This is a genomic window from Afipia carboxidovorans OM5, assembly GCF_000218565.1.
GTDB classification, from domain to species: domain Bacteria; phylum Pseudomonadota; class Alphaproteobacteria; order Rhizobiales; family Xanthobacteraceae; genus Afipia; species Afipia carboxidovorans.
Genome location: NC_015684.1, coordinates 3,395,735 through 3,412,028, shown reverse-complemented (window position 1 = coordinate 3,412,028; position 16,294 = coordinate 3,395,735). Strand labels below are relative to the sequence as shown.

Sequence of the window (16,294 nt, the reverse complement as noted above, 5' to 3'; positions counted from 1 at the left end):
CCAGAGCATGTCCAGCCTGCATACGTGGGCGGGGCTTCTGCTCGGCTGGGTTCTCTATTCCATGTTCCTCACCGGCACGGTGTCCTACTTCAAGGACGAACTCTCGCAATGGGCGCGGCCGGAACTGGCGCATCTCTCTCAGGTGCCGGATCAGGCCGTGGTGGCGCAGCGCGTTGCGGATGAATTCAGCCGGATGGACGGCGGCGTCTCGCAATGGAGCATGCGCCTGCCCGATGCACGCAATAACAGCGTCTATGCGTTCTGGCGGACATCCGCGCGCGTTCCGGGCCAGCGTGGTTTTGCTGAAGCCAACTTCGATCCCGCGACCGGCCACAAGGTCGCCTCGCGCGATACGCTCGGCGGCGAGTTTTTCTATCGCTACCATTTCCAGTTTCATTACATGCCGGTGGTGTGGGGACGGTGGCTCGCGGGCATCGCCGCGATGTTCATGCTTGTCGCCATTATCAGCGGCGTCATTACCCATAAAAAAATCTTCGTCGATTTCTTCACCTTCCGCTGGCGGAAGGGACAGCGCTCGTGGCTCGACGCGCACAACACGCTGTCGGTGTTCGGCCTGCCGTTCCACGCCATGATCACCTACAGTGGGCTGGTGACATTGATGGCACTGTACATGCCCTGGGGCGAGCGCGCTGCCTTCAAGGCACCGGCAGAGCGGGCGCAACTTGCGGCCGAACTCAGCGCCTTCGTTCCGCCGGGCAAACCCAGCGGACAGAAAGCCCCGATGGCTTCCGTGGAAGACATGGTGCGGCAGGCGCAGGAGCGTTGGGGCCGGGATGACGTCGGGCGCGTCAACGCCGTCCACCCCGGCGATGCGGCGGCGCGTGTCGTTGTAGTGCGTGGATTGCTCGGCCGTGTCTCCATGAGCCCGCAGTATATGGAGTTCGAGGGGACCACCGGCAAACTCCTGAACGTGCGCGAGAGCGTTGGGCCCGCGGCCGAGACGCGAGGTGTGTTCTATGCGCTCCACCTCGGGCGCTTCAGCGATGTCGTCACGCGCTGGCTTTATTTTCTTGTCAGCGCCATGGGAACGGCGATGGTCGGCACCGGCCTCGTGATGTGGACCGTGAAGCGGCGCGAGAAGCTGCCGAATCCGGATCGTCCCTATTTCGGCTTCCGCCTTGTCGAGCGGCTGAATGTTGCAAGCATCGCCGGTCTGTCTCTTGCGATGACGTCGTTCCTGTGGGCGAACCGTTTGCTGCCATCCTCGCTGGACGGCCGCGCCAACTGGGAAATCCATGTGTTCTTCATCGTGTGGGCGCTCGCGCTGCTGCATGCGTTGGTGCGCCCGGCGAAGGCGGCTTGGGTCGAGCAGCTATGGGCGGCGTCGGCCCTCCTGTTTTTGCTGCCGGTCCTCAATGCGCTGACGACGCAGCGGCCCTTGTGGCATAGCCTTGCCGTGGGCGACTGGGTGTTTGCCGGCATCGACATCATGTGCTGGGTGCTTGCTGGCTTCCATGCCGTTTTGGCGCTGCGCACGGCGCGTCAGCAAACCGGCTTCCGATCTGCACGCAAGGCCAGCCGGCGGGCACCGATTGCCGTCGCCGCTGGCGGAGGCGCGGAATGATTCACGTCGCTACCCTTGCGCTGTGTCTTGCGGGTTTTGCCGCGCTCGCGTTTGCAACGCGCCGCCAGCAGCGCGAATTCCTGGGCGGGCCATTGCAGCCGGCTGCGACCTACGGCCTTCGCGCCATCGGTACGTGTGCGTTGCTGATTGCGCTCGGCATCCTCGTCGCCTGGCAGGGTTGGGGGCTTGGCCTTGTGATGTTCAGTGGCCACACGAGCCTCGCAGCTGGAATCGTGTTCTGCACCCTGATCGGTTACGCGCGGCGCGAAGCCCGCACCCTGCAGCGGCGCTGAGGCACGAACTCGTCGAAGATTGTCGATTGTCAGAAGATGGCTGGTGCTGCCAGACAGGATTGAACTGTCGACCTCTCCATTACCAATGGAGTGCTCTACCACTGAGCTACGGCAGCGAACGCCAGGTACGAACGCTAAGTATCGACGCCGGATATCCAGAGACTGGATCTCCAAGGGCCGGGTGGACCGGCCGGGCCGAGGCGGAATCGGCCGGAAGCCTCGAAAGGCGCGCGTTCCTTGCCATAATGAAGCCTCTCGCGCAAGCGCGGCGGCGCCCGCATGGTGCAAACCGTGGAATTTTTCCCTGTTACGGCCGGAAAATCAGGTGTTAGGGAAAGATCGACGGGCGCGCGCGGCGCGCCCGTGGGAACCGGATGGGACGGACACCTCAAGGACAACGGGCGGCATGAGCGGTGAACAGGGCCGCGGCGATCGTGCGCGGCAGGAGCGGCTGCGGGCGGCGCTTCGGGAAAATCTCAAGCGGCGGAAGCAGCAGGCCAAAGGGCGCACTGGAAGCCCGTCCGGCCGGGCGATCATAACGCCCGAGGATGATGCGGCCGGCCCGCCTGGAGGCGAGGACGAAAGCTCGCGGCGCGAGGATTGATCCTCAAGGACTGAATTTACCCCCACGCGGGCAGTGATCCGATCGGGAGCCGCAAAGCGGTGTGGCTGGCATTCGCGCATCGCCGCCGTATCATCGCCTCACAGCGGGGAGTCGCGATGAGTCTTGGAAGGAGCGTCCGGGCATGAGCCTGCCGGTGTTCACCGCCGTGCATGTGCTGCTGGGGCTGGTTGGCATCGTCGCCGGCACGATCGCGATGGCCGGGCTGTTGCGCGCGAGCCTGCTGCGCGGCTGGACGCTCCTGTTTCTCGCGATGGCGTTGACGACGACGGTGACCGGCTTGCTGTTTCCCGCGCCGCCGTTTCGGCTCTCGCATCTTCTCGGTCTCGCAACACTCGTGCTGGTGGCGCTTGCCGTGGTCGCGCTGGTCGTGAAGCGTCTGGAAGGCCGCTGGCGCACGCTCTATGTCGTCACGGCAATGCTGACGCTTTATCTCCAGGTCGGCGTGCTGATCGCGCAGATCTTCAAGAAGGTCGCGCCGCTTGCGGAACTCGAGCCGACGCAGGGCATCTGGCCGCTCATTGCGGCCGAGGCTGTGGCGCTTGGTGCGTTCGGGGCGGCGACCCTGCTCGGCGTGGCGCGCTTCCGGCCGAGCCCGATCCATCTCGCCTGACCGCCGACCTTCGTCGCGGCGCCTGACGGTATTTGCGATCTATTTGAAATATATTGATTATTTCCGGCGGGGCGGGTGGAGCCTGCGGTTTGCTGGAATGCGAAAACGCGCTAAGACTGCCCCTCTCACAAACGGGGTCAGCATGGATCGCATTCGCATCGTTGGCGGCAACAAGCTCAACGGCACCATTCCGATTTCCGGGGCGAAGAATGCGGCCTTGCCGCTGATGATCGCGGCGCTTCTCACGGACGAGACGCTCATTCTGGAGAACGTGCCGCGGCTCGCCGATGTCGCGTTGCTGCAGCGGATTCTCGGCAACCACGGCGTCGACATCATGTCCGCCGGCAAGCGGCCGGGCGACCGTGAGCATCAGGGCCAAACCCTGCATATCTCGGCGGCCAACATCATCGACACCACTGCGCCCTATGACCTCGTCTCCAAGATGCGGGCGAGCTTCTGGGTGATCGGCCCGCTGCTCGCGCGGATGAAAGAAGCGAACGTCTCGCTGCCGGGCGGCTGCGCCATCGGCACGCGGCCGGTCGATCTGCTCATCATGGCGCTCGAGAAACTGGGTGCGGAGATTGTGATCGACGGCGGCTATGCGGTGGCGCGCGCCCCGCAGGGCCTGCACGGCGCCGAGATCGAGTTTCCCAAAGTCACGGTGAGCGGCACTCATGTCGCGCTGATGGCGGCGACGCTTGCCAAGGGCACCACCGTCATCACCAATGCCGCCTGTGAGCCGGAGATTGCGGATGTTGCCGACTGCCTGAACAAGATGGGCGCGAAGATCACGGGGGCGGGCACCTCGCGCATCGTGATCGAGGGCGTCGAAAAATTGCACGGCGCGCGCCATGCCGTGCTGCCGGACCGTATCGAGGCCGGCACCTACGCGATGGCGGTGGCAATGACTGGTGGCGACGTGCAGTTGCAGGGCGCACGGCCGGAATTGATGCAGGCGGCGCTCGATGTGCTGATTGAGGCGGGCGCCACCATCACGCAGACCAATGAAGGCATTCGCGTGCAGCGAAACGGCAGCGGCATCCGCCCCGTCGATGTTTCGACCTCGCCGTTCCCGGGTTTCCCGACTGATCTGCAGGCGCAGTTGATGGCGCTGATGACGCGCGCGGAAGGCTCCTCGCGCATCACCGAGACGATCTTCGAAAACCGCTTCATGCATGTGCAGGAACTCGCACGCTTCGGTGCCCGCATCGCGCTCGACGGCGAGACCGCCACTATCGAGGGCCGGCCGAAGCTGCGCGGCGCGCCGGTGATGGCGACCGATCTGCGGGCCTCGGTGTCGTTGGTGATCGCGGCACTCGCGGCCGAGGGCGAAACCATGGTCAACCGCATCTATCATCTCGATCGCGGCTTCGAGCGGCTGGAGGACAAGCTCTCCGCCTGTGGCGCGACCATCGAGCGGATCAGCGGTTAAGAAGCGTTTTCAAGCGAAGTGGGAACCGGTTCGCGTGAAGAAAACGCCTCAAAGAGGAAAGCGGCTCGGATCGCTGCGAGCCGCGGTTTCGTAAGACGTCGGTTATAAGTGAGACGCGTTCTCTGAGTTTGGGCTCTCATAGAGTGTCATTGTTTGGAGAGTGTCATGGCCTCCCTGCGAAAATTGATTGCGCTCGATGAAGATGACCTCGCGGTGATCTCCGCCCATGTGCAGGACGCCTCGGTGCATGTCGCCGACATCCTGTGGCGGCAGAGCGAGAAGCGCCTCGTGGTCGGCATGAAGCGGCTCGACTGGGATCAGGCGGTATGCTCCGGAAAACTGTCGGAACGCCGCTTCGTTACAGCGCTGCGGTTTGACCGCGTGCTGGCCTGCAAGGCGCGGGGGATCGACCTGGCCGACCGCAACATGGAGCTCGAATTGTTCGGCCTCGAATTCCATCCCGGCCGCGCGCCGGGCGGCAGCGTGGTGCTGATGTTTGCGGACGGCGCGGCACTGCGCCTCGATGTCGAGTGCATCGAATGCGAACTGGCCGACATTGGCGAGGAGACGCTGGAGGCCATCCTGCAGGAGCCGGGCGGGCAGGGGAGCGCGCGGGGGCCGGCCTGACCCGCCACCTGACGTGCCACTTGACCTGGGGTTGTTGACGGCGCGGCGCGGGAGCGCCATTGAAGGTGGAAAGACCTGTTGAAAGTCGCCCATGCCGATCCGCCTTGACGACCGTAGTCCCGATTTCACCGCGCGTTTTGCCGCCTTCCTGTCGATGAAGCGCGAGGTTGCGCGCGATATTGACATGGCCGCCCGTGCAATTGTCGAGGATGTGGCCGCGCGCGGCGACGCGGCGCTGATCGAGGCCACCGCGAAATTCGACCGCTTGTCGCTGAAACCCGAGACGCTGCGGGTGAGCGCCGATGACATCGCCGCGGCGACGGCAGCCTGCGATCCGAAAACCGTAGACGCACTCAAGCTCGCGCGCGACCGGATCGAGGTCTATCACCGCCGCCAGCTGCCGAAGGATGAACGCTTCACCGATCCGCTCGGCGTCGAACTCGGCTGGCGCTGGAGCGCGGTCGAGGCGGTCGGGCTTTATGTCCCCGGCGGCACCGCGGCCTATCCGTCGTCGGTGCTGATGAACGCCGTCCCCGCCAAGGTCGCAGGCGTCTCGCGCATCGTGATGGTGGTGCCCGCGCCGGACGGCAAGCTCAACCCGCTGGTGCTGGCGGCGGCCTCGCTCGCCGGCATCACCGAAGTCTATCGTGTCGGCGGTGCGCAGGCCGTGGCGGCGCTCGCCTATGGTACGGCGACGATCAAACCGGTGGCGAAGATCGTCGGTCCCGGCAACGCCTATGTCGCCGCCGCCAAGCGCATCGTTTTCGGCAAGGTCGGCATCGACATGATCGCGGGTCCCTCCGAAGTGCTGGTGATGGCGGACCACACCGCCAATCCCGACTGGATCGCGGCCGACCTGCTGGCGCAGGCTGAGCATGACGTCAACGCGCAGTCGATCCTGCTCACTGATGATGAAGAACTCGCCGGCCATGTCGAGCGTGCCGTCGAGGCGCAGCTTGCGACGCTGCCGCGTGCAGCCATTGCTCGCCCGTCGTGGAATGATTTCGGCGCGATCATCGTGGTGAAATCGATGGAAGCAGCGCTGCCGCTTGCCGATGCGATTGCCGCCGAGCATCTCGAGATCATGACGGCAGATGCGGAAGCGCTCGCCGCGCGCGTGCGCAATGCCGGTGCGATCTTCATCGGCGCGTACACGCCGGAGGCGATCGGCGATTACGTCGGCGGCTCCAACCATGTGCTGCCGACGGCGCGCTCGGCGCGGTTTTCTTCCGGCCTCAACGTGCTCGATTTCATGAAGCGCACGTCGATCCTCAAATGCGGTGCGGAGCAGTTGCGCGCGCTCGGCCCCGCCGCGATGACGCTCGGCACCGCCGAGGGCCTCGATGCGCATGCGCGTTCCGTTGGTGTGCGGCTGAATCTGCCATGAGTGATGACGGCGAACCCGATCATGATCCGGAGAGCTGCATCGTCGCGGTGACGCTCGACGAGGAGTCGATCGGACGTTCGGGCCCGGACATCGAACACGAGCGCGCAATCGCGATCTATGATCTGATCGAGCAGAATTTCTTCGCGCCGCTCGGCTCGCCGAAGGGACCGTTCACGCTGCGTCTCGGCATCACCGGGAACCGGCTGATGTTCGACATCCGCAGGGAAGACGGCACGCCGGTCATCGTCCACCTGATTTCGCTGACGCCATTTCGCCGCATCGTGAAGGACTACTTCATGATCTGCGACAGCTATCATCAGGCGATTCGGACCGCGACACCCGACAAGATCGAGGCGATCGATATGGGGCGCCGCGGCGTGCATAATGAAGGCTCGCAGACGTTGAAGGAACGGCTGCGCGGCAAGGTGGACATGGACTTCGAGACCTCGCGTCGCCTGTTCACTCTGCTGTGTGTGCTGCACTGGAAGGGCTGAGGCATGGCCGGCACCCATGAACCCCGGCGTTGCCAACCTCGGCGTGATCACTGGGCGGCGCGCCCGACGGGTCCCGCATGAACGAGGTGCGACGCCCGCGCGCGCCGCAGGCGGTTCTGTTCATGTGCGGACAGAACAGTGTGCGCTCGCCGATGGCGGCGGCGCTGTTGCGGCAGATGGCGCCGCGCGGACTTTATGTGCAATCCGCGGGCGTACGGCCGGGGGAGTCCAATCCCTTCGCGGTGGCGGTGATGGAGGAGGTCGGTCTCGATATCTCAAAACACCGGCCGTGGATGGTGGACGAGCTCGAGGATTGGGAAGGCTTCAATTTCGATCTCATCATCACGCTTGCACCGGAGGCACATCACCGTGCGCTGGAGATGACCGCGACGCTTGCGACCGATGTCGAGTACTGGCCGACGCAGGATCCGGTCGGCACCGAGGGGCGGCGCGAACTGCAGCTCGATGCCTATCGTGCGACCCGTGACGAGCTTGCGCGCCGGATTCGCGCGCGGTTCGGCTCCTCGCCGGCCCCGAATGCCTGAACGACAAAGCGTCGTTCCCGCCGGTTTCCCCGGTTGTCCGGGGAAGGCTGTTCCGTTAGTTTCCGCCGCACCTCATCCCCGATCAGATCGTCTCCCATGCTTGGCCGTCCCAAATTCGTACTTGCGTCCGGCTCGCCGCGCCGGCTCAGCCTGCTGAACCAGGCGGGCATCGAGCCCGATGCGCTGCGGCCTGCCGATGTCGACGAAACGCCGAAGCGGGGTGAGCTGCCGCGGGTATGCGCAACGCGTCTTGCGCGCGCCAAGGCGGACGCGGCGCTGAAATCGGTGCAGCTCGATGACGATCTGCGCGGCGCCTACATCCTCGCCGCCGATACCGTGGTCGCGGTCGGCCGCCGCATTCTGCCGAAGGCCGAACTGGTGGATGAGGCCGTGCAGTGCCTGCGGTTGCTCTCCGGACGCAACCATCGCGTCTACACCTCGATCTGCCTTGTCACGCCGAAGGAATCGTTCCGCCAGCGTCTCGTCGAAACGCGGGTGCGCTTCAAGCGCCTCTCCGCTGCCGATATCGAGAGCTACATCGATTCAGGCGAATGGCGCGACAAGGCGGGCGGCTATGCCGTGCAGGGCATCGCGGGCGCGTTTGTGGTGAAAATGGTCGGTTCCTATACCGGCGTCGTCGGGCTGCCTTTATATGAATCGATGGCGCTGCTGGAAGGCGAAGGCTTTCCGGTGCGTGCGGGCTGGGTCAACGCGACCTGAAACGAACAGCGTGAGCCGACGATGACACGCCAGAAGCCTTGTCCGATTTGCGGCAAGCCCGCGACCCACGCGTCGCGACCGTTCTGTTCCGAGCGCTGCCGCGATGTCGACCTCAACCGTTGGCTTTCCGGCGCCTATGCGATTCCGGCGCGCGACATGGAAACTGACGATGACGAGGAGCCGACGCCCCCGCCGGGCGCCTCGCGATCCTCTTGATTCGGCTTTGCTATCGCCAGCCGGGACGGGCAGGGCGCAAAGCGGAAAAGCGCCCGTCGCGGCTGGACAGGACGCGCGCGCCTGCCTATAAACCGCCCGCTCCCCTCCGAAAAGTTGCGGGAGCAATGCCCAGGTAGCTCAGTTGGTAGAGCATGCGACTGAAAATCGCAGTGTCGGTGGTTCGATCCCGCCCCTGGGCACCATTGCTTCGTTAAGCGCTTGATGCACTGAGCATATTCACAAAATCAGACACTTATGGCGTCCGGCGATCGTTGGCGGGCTGATGCAAGTCAGCGGTCGGTTGCCGAAGGCAGGAGTTGCTCCGTAAAGCGTCGGCTACGCGATGCACTCGAGCGCGCGTTCGTCCTTAAGACGCTTGTGCGTATCGACGCCACCGATCGCGCCGGAGAACAGATAACCCTGGACCTGCGTGATGCTTGGCTCCTGCAACAGCAGGGTGAGCTGCCGATGGGTTTCCACGCCTTCCACGACGACGGACATTCCGAGATCCGCACTGACGCGCGCGATGCCATAGAGCAGCTTCATTGAGCGGGGATCGTTTTCGATTCCGGCAAGGAAGCTGCGGTCGATCTTGATCTTGCTGAGCGGGAATTCCCGCAAATAGCTCAGGCTCGAATAACCCGTTCCGAAATCATCGAGTGAAATCCGAACGCCTTGCTTGCGGATATCGTTCAGCGCCTTCTGAATCTCGGCGGTGTTTTCCAGAAGCACCGACTCGGTGATCTCGATCTCGAGGCGATCGGCCGAAAGTCCCGTACTCGCGAGGCACTCGGCGATGAGTTCACTCACATTGCTGCGCCGGAACTGAATGGCCGAGACATTTACCGCGACGCCGATGTTCTTCGGCCACGTTGTGCATTCACTGCAAGCCTTGTGAAGCACCCAGGTGCCGAGCTCGGTGATGAGTCCCATTTCTTCGACGACTGATACGAATTCGTTCGGCGGCACCATGCCGCGCTCGGTGTGCGGCCAGCGCAGCAATGCTTCGCAAGTGACCGTCCGTCCGGTTTTGATGTCCATGATCGGCTGGAAATAGATGTCGAACTCGTTTCGCGTCATCGCGTTGCGGATGTCGAGCTCGAGCGCCCGGCGCGTCTGCGCCTTTTCATCCATGGTGTGTTCGAAGAAGGAGTATGTCCCGCGCCCGTCGGCCTTGGCGTGGTACATGGCCATGTCGGCGCATTTGAGGATCTGCTCGAATGTTCTGCCATCTTCGGGCATTACGCCGACGCCGACGCTCGCACCGACCATGATCTGGTGCCCGTTGACGTCATAGATCTCACTCAAGGTGCGGATGATGTGCCCTGCGAGCTGCGCAGCTTCATCTCTACTGTGCTGAATCGGCAGCAGCACGACGAACTCGTCCCCCCCGAAGCGGGCAACGATGCCTGTCGTATTCAGGATGCGACGCAGACGGTTCGCGACCTGGCACAGGAGAGCGTCTCCGGCCGGATGACCAAGCGTGTCGTTCACTTTCTTGAATTGGTCGAGGTCAATGAAAAGCAGGGCGCAACTCTGCATGCCTTGTGCGGTGAGTCTTTCGAACTCATCCTCGAGATGGGTGCGGTTCGGCAAGCCGGTCAGTGCATCATAGCGAGCGAGGTGTTCGATTCTCTCAGCCGTCTGCTGTCGTTCGGTGATGTCTTCCGAGAGCACGACATGGCCGCCATTCTCCATCGGCTGGAACGTTAGCTCGAACGTCTTGTTTGCGTCGACTTCGAGCGCGAGCGTTTGCCGCTGCCTGGAGGCAATGCGCTCCTCGAACTGGGATGCGAATTCGTCCGGCGAGAGATGCCGCAACTGATTTGACGCGGTGATGTGTTGCAGCAGCTCGCGGATGCAAAGGTTGCCGTTGAGGTTGGAGCCAAGCCCCAGCATCTCGATAAAGCGGTGATTGGTGACAAGCAGGCGCCGGTTTGCATCGAACATGCACAGGCCGTGGGGCATGTTGTTCAGCGCCGTATCGAAACGCTTGGCGAGCAATTGGATCTCGCGCGAGGCGACGACGGCGTCGAACAGCGTCTTGCGCAGGCGCGTCGAGATGAACCGAAGGCTCAGAAAGAACGGAATCAGCAGAGAGGCCAAGAAGGCATAGTAGATGTCGTTCTGAATGATCAGCCCGGCGGTCATCGGCAGGCCGGCGCAAACCGTCTGGGTGGTCACAAGCTGGTCGCTTGAGAAATTCCGCCCGGTCACGCCCACGAGATAGGCGAGGCTGACCGAGAAGCTGATGAGATGGACCGCTGGGTCGGATGTCAGCGCGAAGGTAAGAAAGCACCAGAAACTGAGAATCGCGACGAACGCGCCGGAGCCGAGGATGTAGCGCTTCTCCCAGCGGCGGGTCTCAACGTAATTGTCTGCGCTGGGCTTTTGGCGCGAATAGGCAGCCATGTCCCGCACCCGCGCCCAGCCGATCAAGGCCAGCAGCAGAGAGCATGCCAGAAACGGCCACTGGGCGGCTTTCCATGCGGTCACGGCCGCGGCGGCCGCGGCGCTGATCGTGCCCGCGTAAAGCGAGCGGGAGTCGGCATAAAGCGCGTCTACGGACGAAGCATAAATGTCGACCGGAAGAGCCCTTTGATCATCTGTCGAAAACCCGCGTCGCATACGTCCCTCGAGCTCCAGCGGAGAAGCCGCTGGGTGCCTGTCTCTTTTATTACGAGGGGTATTAAGAGAGGTGAATTTACAGGCGGTGCGCGCGATATGGAAAATTTTCGACGAATTTTTAGCGAGCGCTCTGTCGTGCCGCCTTTCCCGGAGCTGAGCGGCGGGCGATTTGCGTCCTCGAAGACGGCAATAAATTATTTATCTTGGTAAATAATGGGTTAATCTTCCAGAACAGCATCTTCGTTTTGGGAGCGTATACAATGGGTTCCGTTGCGGCTCGAGCGGGCAAGGGATTTTCTGAACGCCTCAGTGACTTTGCGGAGACTGTTCAGTACCGGAGGATCGAGGGCGAGGCGGACCGGGAGGCGGTGTTTCGCCTTCGCTATGAGGCTTACGTTCGGGAAGGCACGATCCCCATCAGCTTCGAGCGGCGTTTTGCCGACAAGTATGATGAGTTGCCGAATGTCTGGATTTTCGGCGCCTACATCGACGGCGAGTTGGCGAGCTCTCTTCGGGTGCACGTCGCAACCCCTGAGCACCCACTCTCGCCCAGTGTCGACGTCTTTCCTGACGTGCTGCGACCGGAGATCGAGAAGGGGCGCACCATTGTCGATCCGACCCGGTTCGTGGCGCACCCGGCCATTGCGCGTCACTATCCTGAGTTGCCCTACATCACCGTACGGCTCGGGTTTCTCGCTTCGGAATATTTTCGAGCCGATCTCGGGCTTGCTTCGGTGCGCGTCGAGCATCAGGCGTTCTACAAGCGCGTGTTCCTGATGAACCCGCTTTGCGAGCCACGGCGATTTCCAAAACTGGCGCCGCTCTTCAGTCTGATGGGCGTCAATTATCCGTCGGTGAAGGAGCGGATTATCCAGCGCTATCCGTTTATGCAGAGTACGCCCGCGGAGTTGGAAGAACTGTACCAGCGCGGCGATCGCAATCTGGCCGATGTCATTCCGCTGGAGCTACGCGCGCCGGTCGAAGCGCACATCGTGGGCAAGCGTTCCGACCTCAACAACCCGCTAGCAGGGGCTGTCAGGCGACGACGCGATGGCGTTCTGCATCGTCGGCGTGATATCGGCTCGCGTCTTCCAGAAAGAGCGAAAGCAGCGAATTGAATTGCTCAGGCGCGGTCAGGAACGGCGCGTGACCGGCGCCGTCGATGATGTGGCAATGGCCGCCCCAAAGATTCCGATAAGTGAGGCTTGAGAGATATTCGAGCCGGGCGAAAGGCTCGTAGGCACCGTTCACGACGGCGACCGGTGCCGGCAGGTTCTCAATGATCTGGCGCTGATCGAGGCCGACCCCGGTCATCATTCCGCGCGCCAGAAGAGGACGCGCACGAACATGGGTCCGCGCGATCGCGTCATGGAACTGCGCCGCGTATGTCTCGCCGACACACGCACGGGCGAAGCGTTCGATCTCGTGGGGCCGTAACACGCCACGCGTCGCAAGCAACAGATCGAATTGCGTCTGGAAGCCGCGAACCATTCCAAGCAGGCCAGGCCGGATCGGTGGCGTCCCGACGATCATGATGCCGGCGGCATCGAAGCCTTGACCGATCATTTCGATCGCGATGTGTCCGCCGAGCGACCAGCCGAACAGAGCGGCACGATGAATCTTCAGCGAACGCAGCACGTCGATCAGAACGGCGGCGTGGCCCGGCACGCTGTAGACCTGCTGAGGATCCCGCGCGTTGTCCGATTGCCCGTGTCCAAGAAGATCGACGGCGATGATCCGATAGATTTTTGCGAAATCTGCTTCGAATTGCCGCTGGAAGGCGTGGCCGCTGGACGAATTGCCGTGAATGAAGAGGACAGGCATGCCCGTCCCGGTGCTTTCCAGAACCGCCACCCGTCCTTGAGCCGTCTCGACTTTCCGCGAAAGCATTGCTTTTTCCAGCTACAGCAGCTGTTGTATGCGGAACAGAGTTTAGAGCCCGTTAAGAATTTTAGATAAGGAGTGGGGCATTCGAGGCGCCCACCTGTGGCTGGTTCCAATATGAGTGAAACTGAGCTTGATGCGGCGAGAGCAGGTTATGTTCTTGGCCATTCAAACCGCGAACTTGAGCGGCTGCATCGCCAGGGGCTCCTCTTTGCGGATTTGACACGCGATATTCTGGTGCGTGCCGGGCTCAAGAGCGGCATGCGGGTTCTTGATATCGGCTGCGGGGGCGGCGATGTCTCTCTCATCGCGGCGAAGCTTGTCACGTCGAGCGGGGCCGTGACGGGAATCGATCCATCATCGGATGCGTTGGCGGTCGCCCGTGCGCGGCTCGATGCCCTGGGCAAACCATGGGTGCGCTTTTCACAGGGTACGCTCGAGACGCTCGAGGATGCTTCATCGTTCGATGCGGTGATTGGCCGTTTTCTTCTCATCCATCTTGCCAATCCAGCGGAGGCGCTGAGCCGGTTGCGGGCCAGCCTGCGCCCCGGAGCAATCGTCTCCTTCATCGAGTTCGATCTCAGCACCGCCGCTTGCTATCCGCCTTTGCCTCTCCTGCAACAGTGCGTCGGATGGGTCGGCGAGGTCTATCGTCGTATGGGCCGTCAGCCGGATATGGGCGTGGGTCTGTTTGACGGGTTTTGCTCCGCAGGTTTGAAGCCGGAAATGATCGGGTTGACGCGGATCGCGGCGTCCAACGAGCAGGCGGGAATCGATTTCCTCGTGGAGTCCGTTCGCAGTCTCTTGCCTGCGATGGAGAAGCTGGGAATTGCAGGATCGGGTACCGTCGCTATCGATACGCTGCGGGAGCGCCTTGTGCAGGAATCCGCGTCAGGTCATCATTGCGTTTTCTATCCACGTCTTGTGGGAGCATGGGCGGTTGTTCGGTAGCACCCGCCGAGTTGCTTTTTCCGAGTTACCGGGGCTGACGGGATTGCGAGATATGGGCTGGGGGGCAACATCTTGATTTTTCGTCCGACGGTATCCCACGCTTGGCGTGGGATTTTCATTCTCGCCTGTCTCACTATTGCGCCCGATGCGCGTGCGGGAGGATTCGGAATCCGTGCGCAGAGTGCCGAAGGTTTTGGCGCGGCCATTGCGGGTGTCGCCGCAGGCAACGCCTTGTCCTTCAGTTACTGGAACCCGGCGGTGCTAGCCAACGTCGATCGTTTTCAGGTCGAAGGCGTATCGAACGTTATTTTCCCGGCGATCAGTCTGGATCCGGCTGCGAGCAACACCGTCGATATCGGGAAGGGCGCGTTGGTCCCGGCGATGTACATGGCCATGCCGCTCAACAGTCGCATGACCCTTGGGATGTCGATCACGAGTCCGTACGGTCTTGCGACGCAGGCGCCGACCAACTGGGCCGGGCAGATTTACGGGCGAAAGTCGGAAATCTTTTCGATCAACGCCAACCCGATGCTGTCCTATCGCGTCAACGATGTGCTTTCGGTCGGCGTCGGATTGCAGGTTCAGTATTTCAAGACGAAGCTCACTCAGGCCGTCGACGTTGTTCCGTTTGCTCCCGATGCCATGCTGAAGGCGGACGGTGTCGGCGTCGGCTTCAATCTGGGCATGCAGTTGAAGCCGTGGGCGGGCGGCACGATCGGTCTCGGCTATCGCTCTGCAATCAGCCATGATCTCGACGGGCATCTGACCACGCCGTTGGGGAGGGCATCGGCGGCGGCGGGTTTGACGACTCCCGCTCTTGTCAGCCTCGGCGTACGTCAGGAGTTGAATGAGCGCTATCGTGTGATGGGCACGGTCGAGTGGACGAACTGGAGCCGCCTCGGCACGGTCCCGGTTTATGACAGGGTTTCGGGCGGGGTGCTGACAACGCTGCCGCTTCGCTATCGCGATGGCTGGCTGTTCTCGGTCGGTGGCGAATACGACTTCAGTCAGAAAGTCACAGCACGCGCGGGCGTCGGATACGAAATCGCGCCGATGAACGACATGACGCGCGATGTCAGGCTGCCCGAGCCCAACCAGGTGATCCTGTCCGCCGGTCTCTCGTATCGCTACAGCGAACGAACGACGCTCGATCTCGCAATCACGCAATCGCTCGGCCTCGGCAACGGAGCCGTCACGATCGCGTCGGGCGATCCCCGTTATCTTGGTCTTCCATTTTCCGCGACGTCGGATTTGAACGTCACGATCGTCTCGGCCGGTCTCAAAATGAAATTCGACTCCCTGCCGTTCGGAATACGGTAGCTGCGGCGGGTTGTTGTTGGTTCGGGTAGGCCGCTTGCCTGCGCTCAAGTGGTCTGCGGATGCTGACGACTCAATTACACATCAGCAAAAAAACCGAGCGGGCTTGGCGACGCCAAACCCGCTCGTTTTGTTTCGTTTCTCGCTCATGCTCGCGCGCTGCAGTTAGGCTTCCAGTACCGCGACGATCTCGAGCGTGCGCGGGTTCACGACAATGATCTCGTCACGAACCAGGAAGAATTCATAGCCGCGCCAGCCGGGATAGATCGTGATGATATCTGCGGGAAGCGGATGGAAGTGCACCGACCGCGGCACGCGGGTGCCGACCGAGATATTGAAGTTGACGTTGGTCTCCGGCTGAACGCGCTGCTCGCGGATGACGCTGGTGATCTTGGTGCGCTGCTCGGTCGAGAGCTTTGCACCGGCGCCGGCCTGACCGGTGGTCTGCGAGCGCTGCTTGCTGTCGGTCTCGGTGCCGCGGCGCTCCGCGTTCATGTTGCCGTTCTTGCGCGCGCCCTCGGATTCGGCGCCCTTGGTGCGCTCGCCTTTCGAGCGATCCTCGGTGGACTGCGGCCCCTTCATCCGATCAGGCCGGTTATCCTGCGCATTCTGCCGCGAGCCGCGCATGCCTTCGCCGGATTGTGACGACTTCTGTTGCGGCGTTGCGTCCTGCGAGTCCGGGGATTGAGCGCCCTTCATTTGCACGCCGGATGAACCGGAGCGCATGCCGGAGTCCGGCGCGGCGGACGGCGATTGCGTCGAGGTTCCGCCTGACGGCGCTTCCCGCGTGCCGGTGCCCTGTCCGAAAGCTGCGCCTGTTCCGGCGAGGATTGTCAGGGCGGCTAGGGAGGTCATGAAACGGTTTCGCATCGTGTCTCTCCTGTTGTCGTGTAACGCGCGCCCCGCGTCCACAACCGGACACGATCAGTGATGTTCCTCCGGAGATCGGCGACGCCGAAACGATATATCGGCGTCGCGCT

The 16,294-nt window shown here is 62.6% G+C and carries 18 protein-coding genes and 2 tRNA genes; 16 read left to right on the top strand and 4 right to left on the bottom strand.

Annotated elements, in window-relative coordinates; genetic code table 11:
* Positions 1 to 7: 7 nt before the first annotated feature.
* The gene (locus OCA5_RS16190; RefSeq protein WP_422836357.1) at positions 8 to 1,585 is read left to right on the top strand and encodes a PepSY-associated TM helix domain-containing protein; all 1,578 of its coding nucleotides are present in this window, start codon (positions 8 to 10) and stop codon (positions 1,583 to 1,585) included.
* On the top strand, positions 1,582 to 1,878 hold the full coding sequence (locus OCA5_RS16185) for a DUF3325 family protein (RefSeq protein ID WP_012561897.1): 297 nt from the start codon (positions 1,582 to 1,584) through the stop codon (positions 1,876 to 1,878). Before OCA5_RS16190 ends, OCA5_RS16185 begins: the two co-directional genes overlap by 4 nt.
* Positions 1,879 to 1,919: 41 nt before the next feature.
* Here the strand turns inward: OCA5_RS16185 and OCA5_RS16180 are convergent.
* Positions 1,920 to 1,994, bottom strand: a tRNA-Thr gene (locus tag OCA5_RS16180).
* A gap of 290 nt (positions 1,995 to 2,284) precedes the next feature.
* Here OCA5_RS16180 and OCA5_RS16175 point away from each other — a divergent pair.
* The 10 genes from OCA5_RS16175 (at position 2,285) to OCA5_RS16130 (ending at position 8,737) form a co-directional block, all read left to right on the top strand.
* On the top strand, positions 2,285 to 2,482 hold the full coding sequence (locus OCA5_RS16175; protein WP_041559549.1) for a hypothetical protein: 198 nt from the start codon (positions 2,285 to 2,287) through the stop codon (positions 2,480 to 2,482).
* Between the two features lie 142 nt (positions 2,483 to 2,624).
* Positions 2,625 to 3,113, top strand: a complete 489-nt coding sequence (locus OCA5_RS16170) for a hypothetical protein (protein WP_012561898.1) — start codon at positions 2,625 to 2,627, stop codon at positions 3,111 to 3,113.
* A gap of 142 nt (positions 3,114 to 3,255) precedes the next feature.
* Positions 3,256 to 4,545: a UDP-N-acetylglucosamine 1-carboxyvinyltransferase gene (murA, locus tag OCA5_RS16165; protein ID WP_012561899.1), complete on the top strand. Its 1,290-nt coding sequence runs from the start codon at positions 3,256 to 3,258 to the stop codon at positions 4,543 to 4,545.
* 165 nt (positions 4,546 to 4,710) lie between these two features.
* On the top strand, positions 4,711 to 5,172 hold the full coding sequence (locus tag OCA5_RS16160) for a DUF2948 family protein (RefSeq protein ID WP_012561900.1): 462 nt from the start codon (positions 4,711 to 4,713) through the stop codon (positions 5,170 to 5,172).
* 91 nt (positions 5,173 to 5,263) lie between these two features.
* On the top strand, positions 5,264 to 6,559 hold the full coding sequence (gene hisD, locus OCA5_RS16155) for a histidinol dehydrogenase (protein ID WP_012561901.1): 1,296 nt from the start codon (positions 5,264 to 5,266) through the stop codon (positions 6,557 to 6,559).
* A complete protein-coding gene (locus tag OCA5_RS16150; protein WP_012561902.1) occupies positions 6,556 to 7,053 on the top strand; it encodes a UPF0262 family protein in 498 nt (165 codons plus the stop codon). The genes hisD and OCA5_RS16150 overlap by 4 nt, the downstream gene beginning before the upstream one ends.
* A gap of 77 nt (positions 7,054 to 7,130) precedes the next feature.
* A complete protein-coding gene (locus OCA5_RS16145; protein WP_012561903.1) occupies positions 7,131 to 7,598 on the top strand; it encodes an arsenate-mycothiol transferase ArsC in 468 nt (155 codons plus the stop codon).
* A gap of 96 nt (positions 7,599 to 7,694) precedes the next feature.
* Positions 7,695 to 8,318, top strand: coding sequence for a Maf-like protein (locus OCA5_RS16140; RefSeq protein WP_012561904.1), 624 nt, complete (start codon positions 7,695 to 7,697; stop codon positions 8,316 to 8,318).
* 21 nt (positions 8,319 to 8,339) lie between these two features.
* The gene (gene yacG, locus OCA5_RS16135) at positions 8,340 to 8,534 is read left to right on the top strand and encodes a DNA gyrase inhibitor YacG (protein WP_012561905.1); all 195 of its coding nucleotides are present in this window, start codon (positions 8,340 to 8,342) and stop codon (positions 8,532 to 8,534) included.
* A 127-nt stretch (positions 8,535 to 8,661) separates the two neighbouring features.
* Positions 8,662 to 8,737: transfer RNA gene (locus tag OCA5_RS16130), tRNA-Phe, on the top strand.
* A gap of 133 nt (positions 8,738 to 8,870) precedes the next feature.
* Here the strand turns inward: OCA5_RS16130 and OCA5_RS16125 are convergent.
* Positions 8,871 to 10,946: a putative bifunctional diguanylate cyclase/phosphodiesterase gene (locus OCA5_RS16125; RefSeq protein WP_244396138.1), complete on the bottom strand. Its 2,076-nt coding sequence runs from the start codon at positions 10,944 to 10,946 to the stop codon at positions 8,871 to 8,873.
* Here OCA5_RS16125 and OCA5_RS19600 point away from each other — a divergent pair.
* Both OCA5_RS19600 and OCA5_RS18950 read left to right on the top strand, forming a co-directional pair.
* Positions 10,945 to 11,067, top strand: coding sequence for a hypothetical protein (locus OCA5_RS19600; protein ID WP_277996260.1), 123 nt, complete (start codon positions 10,945 to 10,947; stop codon positions 11,065 to 11,067). The genes OCA5_RS16125 and OCA5_RS19600 overlap by 2 nt on opposite strands.
* A gap of 355 nt (positions 11,068 to 11,422) precedes the next feature.
* A complete protein-coding gene (locus tag OCA5_RS18950) occupies positions 11,423 to 12,280 on the top strand; it encodes an N-acyl amino acid synthase FeeM domain-containing protein (RefSeq protein WP_013913394.1) in 858 nt (285 codons plus the stop codon).
* Here OCA5_RS18950 and OCA5_RS16115 read toward each other — a convergent pair.
* Positions 12,198 to 13,052: an alpha/beta fold hydrolase gene (locus OCA5_RS16115; protein ID WP_012561907.1), complete on the bottom strand. Its 855-nt coding sequence runs from the start codon at positions 13,050 to 13,052 to the stop codon at positions 12,198 to 12,200. The two genes, OCA5_RS18950 and OCA5_RS16115, sit on opposite strands and share 83 nt — an antisense overlap.
* A gap of 111 nt (positions 13,053 to 13,163) precedes the next feature.
* Between OCA5_RS16115 and OCA5_RS16110 the strand changes: the two genes are divergently transcribed.
* A complete protein-coding gene (locus OCA5_RS16110) occupies positions 13,164 to 13,997 on the top strand; it encodes a class I SAM-dependent methyltransferase (RefSeq protein ID WP_012561908.1) in 834 nt (277 codons plus the stop codon).
* A gap of 72 nt (positions 13,998 to 14,069) precedes the next feature.
* Positions 14,070 to 15,317, top strand: coding sequence for an OmpP1/FadL family transporter (locus OCA5_RS16105; protein WP_012561909.1), 1,248 nt, complete (start codon positions 14,070 to 14,072; stop codon positions 15,315 to 15,317).
* Between the two features lie 162 nt (positions 15,318 to 15,479).
* Here the strand turns inward: OCA5_RS16105 and OCA5_RS16100 are convergent, their stop codons facing one another.
* Positions 15,480 to 16,184, bottom strand: coding sequence for a DUF1236 domain-containing protein (locus tag OCA5_RS16100; protein WP_012561910.1), 705 nt, complete (start codon positions 16,182 to 16,184; stop codon positions 15,480 to 15,482).
* Between the last annotated feature and the right edge of the window lie 110 nt (positions 16,185 to 16,294).

Excerpts from the sequence above, each read along its gene's own strand:
- OCA5_RS16190 (WP_422836357.1), top strand. The coding sequence starts at position 8 with ATGTCCAGCCTGCATACGTGGGCGGGGCTTCTGCTCGGCTGGGTTCTC.
- OCA5_RS16185 (WP_012561897.1), top strand. The coding sequence starts at position 1,582 with ATGATTCACGTCGCTACCCTTGCGCTGTGTCTTGCGGGTTTTGCCGCG.
- OCA5_RS16175 (WP_041559549.1), top strand. The coding sequence starts at position 2,285 with ATGAGCGGTGAACAGGGCCGCGGCGATCGTGCGCGGCAGGAGCGGCTG.
- OCA5_RS16170 (WP_012561898.1), top strand. The coding sequence starts at position 2,625 with ATGAGCCTGCCGGTGTTCACCGCCGTGCATGTGCTGCTGGGGCTGGTT.
- murA (WP_012561899.1), top strand. The coding sequence starts at position 3,256 with ATGGATCGCATTCGCATCGTTGGCGGCAACAAGCTCAACGGCACCATT.
- OCA5_RS16160 (WP_012561900.1), top strand. The coding sequence starts at position 4,711 with ATGGCCTCCCTGCGAAAATTGATTGCGCTCGATGAAGATGACCTCGCG.
- hisD (WP_012561901.1), top strand. The coding sequence starts at position 5,264 with ATGCCGATCCGCCTTGACGACCGTAGTCCCGATTTCACCGCGCGTTTT.
- OCA5_RS16150 (WP_012561902.1), top strand. The coding sequence starts at position 6,556 with ATGAGTGATGACGGCGAACCCGATCATGATCCGGAGAGCTGCATCGTC.
- OCA5_RS16145 (WP_012561903.1), top strand. The coding sequence starts at position 7,131 with ATGAACGAGGTGCGACGCCCGCGCGCGCCGCAGGCGGTTCTGTTCATG.
- OCA5_RS16140 (WP_012561904.1), top strand. The coding sequence starts at position 7,695 with ATGCTTGGCCGTCCCAAATTCGTACTTGCGTCCGGCTCGCCGCGCCGG.
- yacG (WP_012561905.1), top strand. The coding sequence starts at position 8,340 with ATGACACGCCAGAAGCCTTGTCCGATTTGCGGCAAGCCCGCGACCCAC.
- OCA5_RS19600 (WP_277996260.1), top strand. The coding sequence starts at position 10,945 with ATGTCCCGCACCCGCGCCCAGCCGATCAAGGCCAGCAGCAGAGAGCAT.
- OCA5_RS16125 (WP_244396138.1), bottom strand. The coding sequence starts at position 10,946 with ATGGCTGCCTATTCGCGCCAAAAGCCCAGCGCAGACAATTACGTTGAG.
- OCA5_RS18950 (WP_013913394.1), top strand. The coding sequence starts at position 11,423 with ATGGGTTCCGTTGCGGCTCGAGCGGGCAAGGGATTTTCTGAACGCCTC.
- OCA5_RS16115 (WP_012561907.1), bottom strand. The coding sequence starts at position 13,052 with ATGCTTTCGCGGAAAGTCGAGACGGCTCAAGGACGGGTGGCGGTTCTG.
- OCA5_RS16110 (WP_012561908.1), top strand. The coding sequence starts at position 13,164 with ATGAGTGAAACTGAGCTTGATGCGGCGAGAGCAGGTTATGTTCTTGGC.
- OCA5_RS16100 (WP_012561910.1), bottom strand. The coding sequence starts at position 16,184 with ATGCGAAACCGTTTCATGACCTCCCTAGCCGCCCTGACAATCCTCGCC.